Annotated in this window: 5 protein-coding genes and 1 tRNA gene; 4 read left to right on the forward strand and 2 right to left on the reverse strand. The window is 51.9% G+C overall.

Annotation, left to right across the window (positions count from 1 at the left end; genetic code table 11):
• Nucleotides 1-63: 63 nt before the first annotated feature.
• Nucleotides 64-516 (reverse strand): YkgJ family cysteine cluster protein, encoded by a 453-nt coding sequence (locus tag ACTVJH_RS09800; RefSeq protein WP_455989874.1) that lies wholly within the window; start codon nucleotides 514-516, stop codon nucleotides 64-66.
• Nucleotides 517-918: 402 nt separating this feature from the next.
• On the opposite strand from ACTVJH_RS09800, the gene mqnC reads away from it, so the two are divergent.
• The 3 genes from mqnC to ACTVJH_RS09815 all read left to right on the forward strand — a co-directional run bounded on the left by mqnC (nucleotide 919) and on the right by ACTVJH_RS09815 (nucleotide 3,269).
• The gene (mqnC, locus tag ACTVJH_RS09805; RefSeq protein WP_455989876.1) at nucleotides 919-1,944 is read left to right on the forward strand and encodes a cyclic dehypoxanthinyl futalosine synthase; all 1,026 of its coding nucleotides are present in this window, start codon (nucleotides 919-921) and stop codon (nucleotides 1,942-1,944) included.
• An 84-nt stretch (nucleotides 1,945-2,028) separates the two neighbouring features.
• Nucleotides 2,029-2,104, forward strand: a tRNA-Lys gene (locus ACTVJH_RS09810).
• Nucleotides 2,105-2,351: 247 nt separating this feature from the next.
• Nucleotides 2,352-3,269 carry a transposase gene (locus ACTVJH_RS09815; protein ID WP_455989878.1) on the forward strand — a complete coding sequence of 306 codons (918 nt, stop codon included), beginning with the start codon at nucleotides 2,352-2,354 and terminating at the stop codon, nucleotides 3,267-3,269.
• 336 nt (nucleotides 3,270-3,605) lie between these two features.
• Here the strand turns inward: ACTVJH_RS09815 and ACTVJH_RS09820 are convergent, their stop codons facing one another.
• On the reverse strand, nucleotides 3,606-5,540 hold the full coding sequence (locus ACTVJH_RS09820; protein WP_455989880.1) for a sensor domain-containing diguanylate cyclase/phosphohydrolase: 1,935 nt from the start codon (nucleotides 5,538-5,540) through the stop codon (nucleotides 3,606-3,608).
• A gap of 869 nt (nucleotides 5,541-6,409) precedes the next feature.
• Here ACTVJH_RS09820 and ACTVJH_RS09825 point away from each other — a divergent pair.
• Nucleotides 6,410-6,862, forward strand: a complete 453-nt coding sequence (locus ACTVJH_RS09825; protein WP_455989882.1) for a nucleoside deaminase — start codon at nucleotides 6,410-6,412, stop codon at nucleotides 6,860-6,862.
• The last annotated feature ends 221 nt before the right edge of the window (nucleotides 6,863-7,083 follow it).

Consider the following 7,083-nt stretch of genomic DNA (forward strand, 5'->3'; position numbering starts at 1 on the left):
ACAGCTACAGATTCTTTGGGATGATCAGGGAAGACACGGCCTGATTTTTGGCAGATTGTTGTATCAGGAGGCGATGTCGTCAACCTTGAGCGCATTGGCATCCAGATCCTTGGTATGGGCCAGTCCATGGGAACTGAGATAAACCAGTCCCTGACGGACAAATTCTTCGTGGGTCACGTTTTTGGAAATCCCCGGACAATAGTCCTGGGCCAATTCCCAGCTGACAGGATCAAGAAGATTGCCTCTGAAAAAAGGCCAGGCCCTGCATACATCGGGTTTGGCAGTATGAACCGAACATCCTGTGGCTTTTTGGAAAAAGACACAATATCCGGTAGCATCACTTTTGATGATCCGTTTGGAAGAGACGAGGTCGGTATATTTTTCCTGGAATGTGGTGAGGTCGATATTCAGAAATTGGCATAATCGTTTCTGTTCGTCCGGGGAAACAACGATTCCACCGGTTCCCTGACAGCAATGGCCGCACATTTGGCAGGAAAATGCAGGGGGCGTTTTCATGAATTGGCAAGAGTCCTTTAAATGGGGTTGATCTTTGCAGGGGAAGAGTTCCTAGGCGATCCGCCTAGGAAAATTCCAAATAAAAAAAACTACTCCCTTGTTCATCCATGGTCAATATCCTGTTTCGGGGGCTGGCCGTATCTTTTTGCATCCCGGCTTGACCGTTTCCACCCTGAAGACTAGCCAAACGGCAGATTACCACATCTTTTTTCGCGCAGAGGCGCAGAGGCGCAGAGGAAGGCTTTTGGGAAGCGTTGCTGCGGAGCATGCCAAGTCTTCGTCATTTTGCCCTGTATGCCTTTTGTCGTATGTTCCCGCCAAAGGCGGGAACCATCTTTCCTCTGCGTCCCAGCGCCTCTGCGCGAGACTGTTTTTTCCAACAACCAGAAAGCGAGTTTCTCCATGACCGATCGATTGACACGGCAGGATGCCACGGATTTGTGGCACGAAGATGTCTTTTCACTAGGCAAAAGGGCGCATGCCGCCAGGACTGAGCGGCATCCCGGCGGGATTGTCACCTATATTGCCGACCGAAATATCAACTATACCAATGTGTGTGTTTCTGGATGCAAGTTCTGCGCATTCTTTCGTCCCCCCGGACATCCCGAGGGGTATGTGCTTTCCAGAGAGGAACTCGGAACAAAGATCAGGGAAACAGTGGACATGGGGGGATATCAGCTTTTGCTCCAGGGAGGGATGAATCCTGAACTGGGGATTGATTTCTATACCTCCATGCTCTCCTTTATCAAAAAAGAATTTCCCCTGGTTGCCGTGCACGGTTTTTCGCCGCCGGAGATCGTTTTTCTCGCGGACAAGGAAAACCTCTCCCTTGAGGAAACCATAACCGTCCTGCACAAGGCCGGTCTGGATTCCATCCCCGGCGGTGGCGCCGAGATTCTGGTCAACGACATCCGTGCCCGGATCTCCCCGCAAAAATGCAACGCCGACCAATGGATCGAGGTCATGGAAACAGCCCACAATCTGGGTCTCAAAACCACGGCGACCATGATGTTCGGGCATGTGGAATCCTTTGAGGATCGCCTGGAGCATCTGGACCGTATCCGCGATCTCCAGGACCGTACCGGCGGGTTCACTGCCTTTATCCCCTGGACCTTCCAGCCCCACAACACCCTGATCAAGACCCCGGAGATCTCTTCGGTGGAATATCTGAAATTCCTGGCCCTGAGCAGGCTCTATCTGGACAATATCGAAAATATCCAGGCATCCTGGGTCACCCAGGGTCCCATGATCGGCCAGCTGGCCCTGTTCTGGGGTGCCAATGATTTCGGTTCGACCATGCAGGAGGAAAACGTGGTCGCAGCTACAGGGTGCCGATTCCGTCTGGCCGAAGAAAAGATCCGCCAGATCATCTCCTCGGCCGGATTCACCCCCAGACGGCGATCCATGGACTACACGCTGTTGGATTAGGACTGGAACATATCAGGAAATCTCACAAATATAACTTTTTTTCTTGACAAGAACAATCCATCTCCCTACAAGCATTTCTCGTTCGGGCCACTAGCTCAATTGGCAGAGCAGCTGACTCTTAATCAGGAGGTTCAAGGTTCGATTCCTTGGTGGCCCACCAGAGATTTCAGGGACTTACAGATTTTTTCTGTAGGTCCTTTTTCTTTTGGGGTGCTGTTTTGGGTGCTGTTTCCTTCGATTTCACCCCCTTTCACCTGGAAAAATTGGGTGCTGTTTGGGTCCGTTTCCAGGGCCAGAGTACAGGAGAGCGGGGACAGGCAAATAATACTGGCCATCTTTTTTCACCTCTGCTAGACTGAATCCACTCTATTCCATATCCGTATCCACTCTCCGTACCGGAGGTCCCCATGCCCCGCATTCCCCGACTGCTCGTGTCCGAATCCCCGACCGTCTACCACGTCATCTCCCGTACCGCCTTGTCCGGACTTCCCTTTGATGGTTCTGACAAGGACACACTGCAGAGGTTGATCTTTCATTTTTCCCGGATCTATTTCACGGAAATCCTGGGGTACTGCCTCATGGACAACCACTTTCATCTCCTTGTGCGCATGTTTCCCGAAGATTACGCAGACGAGGCCGCCTTGCTGCAGCGATTCAAGCGTGCCCATGGCGATAAGGCCGTGTTCTCTCTGGAAAAAATTCCCGGCCTCAGGCAGAAGTGGAGCTCGCTTTCCGAGTTCGTCAAGGAGGTCAAGCAGACTTTCTCAAGATATTACAACAAGAAGAATGGACGAAAGGGATATCTCTGGGGCGAGCGTTTCAAGAGCGTCATCGTCCAGGATGGTCGGACCCTGGTCAATTGCCTGGCCTATATCGATCTCAACCCCGTGCGGGCGAATATCGTCAAGCGGCCCGAGGATTATCGCTGGTCATCGCTGGGCTACCATCTCCAGACCAACAACCGGGGTGATTTCCTGAGCCTTGATCTGGGTATGGCCGATTGGGGAATCGAAACCAAGGATCGTCTGCGCCATTACCGGGAATTTGTGTACGAAACCGGGGCCCTGGATACGGGCAAGGGCGCCAGGCTGGACAGGAAGCTGGTCGAAAAGGAGCGTAAAAAAGGATACAAACTGACCCCGGCCGACCGGCTCAGATGCCGGACCCGCTATTTCACGGACTCCGGAATCATCGGCACCAAAGAGTTCGTGGCCCGGCAATCCAAGCGCTTTCATGATCATTTTGCCTGCAAACAGGAAAAAATCCCGCGCAAAGTGGAGGGTCTCGACGGCATGTTCTCGCTGAAACGACTCTCCAATATTTGATCCGATAACTTTTCCCTGAATCCCATCTCATTTTCCATGCGCGATCATGCGGTTGCGTGTGGTTGTGTGCGTCCAAAATTCGGAAAAGCAACCAGAAAAGGTTCCGCTTGGCTGACATGCAGGGGGATTGCTGGTTTGTCAGGACAAATGTTTGTTCCAGGGATGCCGGGTTTGACTACAGAAGATGCGGCAGAGCGTGGAAAGTTGGAAGAGATTGCATAGTTTGCCTGTCCCATTTCTCCCATTTCCCATCGGCTAGGTCCCGAGGTGGCTGACAACACTTCCAGTTGAGGTACACATGATAACGCCTCGCCATTTTCTGGTCACAGGCCGGTCTCATGGAAGCTGCGAGGCAGGCTTTTTGAGGATTTGCAGAAAGAGTTGCACGAGCAGGGGGTCGAATCGCGATCCCGAGGATTTTCTGATCTCCTCCAATGCCTTGTTTTTGGAAAGCGCGTTTCCCGTGAGATGGGGATTGGTCAGATTGTCAAAGGACTTCACGATATCCATGATCCGGCATTCAATGGGGATGTCTTCCCCGGAGCGGCCCAGAGGATACCCTTTGCCATCCCATTGTTCGTGATGGAGAAAAATGAGATCGGCCACATCTTCAAGATCCCTGCAGGTCAGGGCTATGCTCTGACCTTTGTAGGTATGGTGGCGCAGAATGTCCCAATCCTCTTTTGAAAGGGGCTGGTTCAGACTCGACCGCACAACATACTTTGGGGCTGAGATCATACCCAGGTCATGCACCCGGACGAGCACGGTGAGTTTGGCGATCTGATAGGCAGTCAGGCCGGCCTTGCGGCCCATATCCGCGCAGATGTTCTCGATCCATTGGATCCGTTTTTGGGAAAGGGCATGCAGCTGATTGAGCCGATCCATGAAATAGGTGACCAGTCTGGATCTGATGGTGTCCTTGCTTCTTTGCTTGCGGTGGTACATCTGGTCATCTGCTTTTTTGAAGGTTTCCTCTAAAAACGCATTGGCATCCATTGCCGTTGCCAAACCCACGGAAATATGCACGGGGGGCTTTTCGGGATGGCTGGTCCTGTACGCGGCAACCCCCTTGTTGATTCGTTCCACAATGGCCTTGCCATCTGCGGGCCCGGTTCGCGGCAGCAGGGCGACAAATTCATCCCCGCCGACACGGGTAAGGATGTCTGAATCCCGAAGGCATGTCTGGAGCGTTTGGGCGCAGGTCTGCAGCAGAAGATCGCCGTGATGATGGCCCAGGGTGTCGTTGATCAGTTTGAGACCGTCCACGTCACAGCAGATGATGCTGATGGGAAAGTCGCGGCTTTTCTGCAGCCGGGTCATCTCGTTTTCAAAATAGGTCCGGTTGTACAACCCGGTCAGTTGGTCGTGAAAGCTCAAGTAACGCAGTTGGGCTTCCCGCTGCCTGCGGATGCTGATATCGGAAACCGTTCCTGTTATGCGGACAGGTTTGCCCGCCGTATCGTACGCCACGATTTTTCCCCTGGCAGCCACCCAGACCCAGGAACCGTTTTTGTGTTTCATCCGGTATTCAGTCTCAAACTGCTCGTGGCCTCTGTGAAAATATTCTTCCAGAAGGGTGAAAACCTTTTTTCTGTCCTTGGGATGGCATAAGCGTTCCCAGGTTGAAACGCTGATCGGTTCAATTTCCGCAAGGGAGTATCCCAGGATCTGGGCCCATTTTTCATTGACCGCCATCTCTCCGCTTTGGACATCCCAGTCCCAGAATCCGAGTTCCGCGGCCTGCATGGCCATGTCCAGACGGTCGAGTGCGGTTTCCAGCCGGGCCTCCACATGTTTCTGCCTGGATATATCCCAGAGGATGCCTTCGTAATGGGTGATTTGACCGTTATCATCCCGACACGCCCAGGCACTTTCCGTCATCCAGGCGGTACTGCCATCCCTGCGCCGGGCCAGGTATTCATAATTGTCGATGCGCCCCTGCTCTGCGAGAACCTTTTTGAAGATGTTTCTGTCTTCCGGTTTGAGAAAAAACTGATTCTCGATATTGTCAATCGTGGAGAGGAGTTCCTGAGGAGTCTCATAGCCGAGAATCCTGGCAAAGGCCGGGTTGACCTGCAGGAATTTTCCCTCTGGCGTACTTTGAAACATGCCGTAGGTGGCGTTTTCAAAAATGCTCTGGAAAAAGCTCGCACAGGTATTTGTCACCAGATTCAGGGAGTCCGGTGCAAAGGAGATGGCCGGAGCAGATGATCCTGACGAATGTATTTTCCTGCTTTCCATGAATTTTTTTTGAAGTTCAAACGTTGCCATTTCAATCGGCTCCTTCGCGCGCATTGATCCTTGGGTGGCTGCCGAGCGTTTGAGGTCTGACAGCTGTGTATGCTTTGTACGACGATATGTGGTGATTTTTGGGGAATACCTACCACATCCCACCAATGATGTTAACAGGGTCAAGGGGGCGGTGTTTTTTTCACAAAACCCTACCATGAGACCCTACCATGATCCCCGTCGAGAACTCAGGCTGGGAAGTGTTCTCGAAAAGTGGCCTGGTGAAGAATATGCATTGGATCATTGGAATCAATACATTGAAATACTGGGTTAAATTTTCAGACGCAGTCTTTGTAGGGCAGGGTGTACATCGAAATAGGCAAGGAAATTTTGTAAAAGAGAAATTGAAAAACCCTACCCTGTTTGTAAAAAACCCTACCTTCAAACACTTCCAAAAAAGAAGACATTTCATTCAATCCGTGAAAAAAAATTAGTGGAACACAGAAGGATTGAGGAAATAACTCAGAACGGGTAGGCTGTTGATCGTGATGATCAATAGTGTATCCACCGGCCGAACCCATGGCAGACACTCTCGTATTCTACAGGGTCTGCCAGTGGATTCCCCTAGGATGTTGTGGTCGGTGTGACACGCAATCCGGTCTGATGGGAAAACTGCACTGGAAATATCGCAGGGATGATTGGTTCTCATCAGCCATGATATTCCAGGCGTTTGGATGAGAATACATCTGCCCGGGGAAATAACGAGGAATCTGACAGAGATGAAAACGCTTCTGAACAAGGATACACACATAACAGAACAGGCATTGCGGGCAATTGCTCACATGCCGACCAAAAGTTTATCCGTTTTAATGGATGATGATTTTGCACGGAAATTAACGGATGCCGATTTTATGCGCATTGCCGTGTTGCTTGCGCACAAGAGCTATGAGGAGGGAGGCTGCCCCATCGGGGCTGTCATTGTGAACAATTCGACCAACACAATCGTGGGAAAGGGGCATAACACGCTTGTCCAGGAAGGCCATCCGTATAATCATGGGGAAACCGCTGCCATTCGAGATGCCGGTCGGATCGATTTCAGTGAGACCACCCTGTACAGCAGCCTGAGTCCGTGTGTGGTCTGTGCCACCCTGCTATACATGAGAGGGTTCAGCCGCGTGGTCGTGGGGGATATAACCAATGCCTCCGGTACGGAGGTGCTTTTGCAGGAAAAAGGGGTTCAGACCGATATTCTGGAAGATCCGTACGGGATAGAGTTGTATGCGCGGTTTCGTGCTGAAAAACCCGATCAGGACCTGGAGGACTGGCAAGGTCTTTATGCCGTGCACAAAGCGGATACCACGTAAGTAAGCCCCACGGTACCACGAATGGTGTCGTTTCTTCCAGGATTCGCCTGAGGCGCGGCCAGGGCTGATTTGTTCTCATGGCCGGCTTGCCCCGTTCCGGGCGCTTTGAAACTCCCTCGCGGGCCTCGTACCATCAAGCCGTTGCTCCATAAGAACATGGTTTTTCGGCAAAAAGTCCGGCAACGGCTTGATGAACGATGCCTGGCTCGGTCAGACAGTCA

It is taken from the genome of Desulfoplanes sp. PS50 (genome assembly GCF_053851535.1).

Bases quoted from the DNA above. Each gene is read 5' to 3' on its own strand.
- ACTVJH_RS09815 (WP_455989878.1), top strand. From the start codon at position 2,352: ATGCCCCGCATTCCCCGACTGCTCGTGTCCGAATCCCCGACCGTCTAC.
- ACTVJH_RS09820 (WP_455989880.1), bottom strand. From the start codon at position 5,540: ATGGCAACGTTTGAACTTCAAAAAAAATTCATGGAAAGCAGGAAAATA.
- mqnC (WP_455989876.1), top strand. From the start codon at position 919: ATGACCGATCGATTGACACGGCAGGATGCCACGGATTTGTGGCACGAA.
- ACTVJH_RS09825 (WP_455989882.1), top strand. From the start codon at position 6,410: ATGCGCATTGCCGTGTTGCTTGCGCACAAGAGCTATGAGGAGGGAGGC.
- ACTVJH_RS09800 (WP_455989874.1), bottom strand. From the start codon at position 516: ATGAAAACGCCCCCTGCATTTTCCTGCCAAATGTGCGGCCATTGCTGT.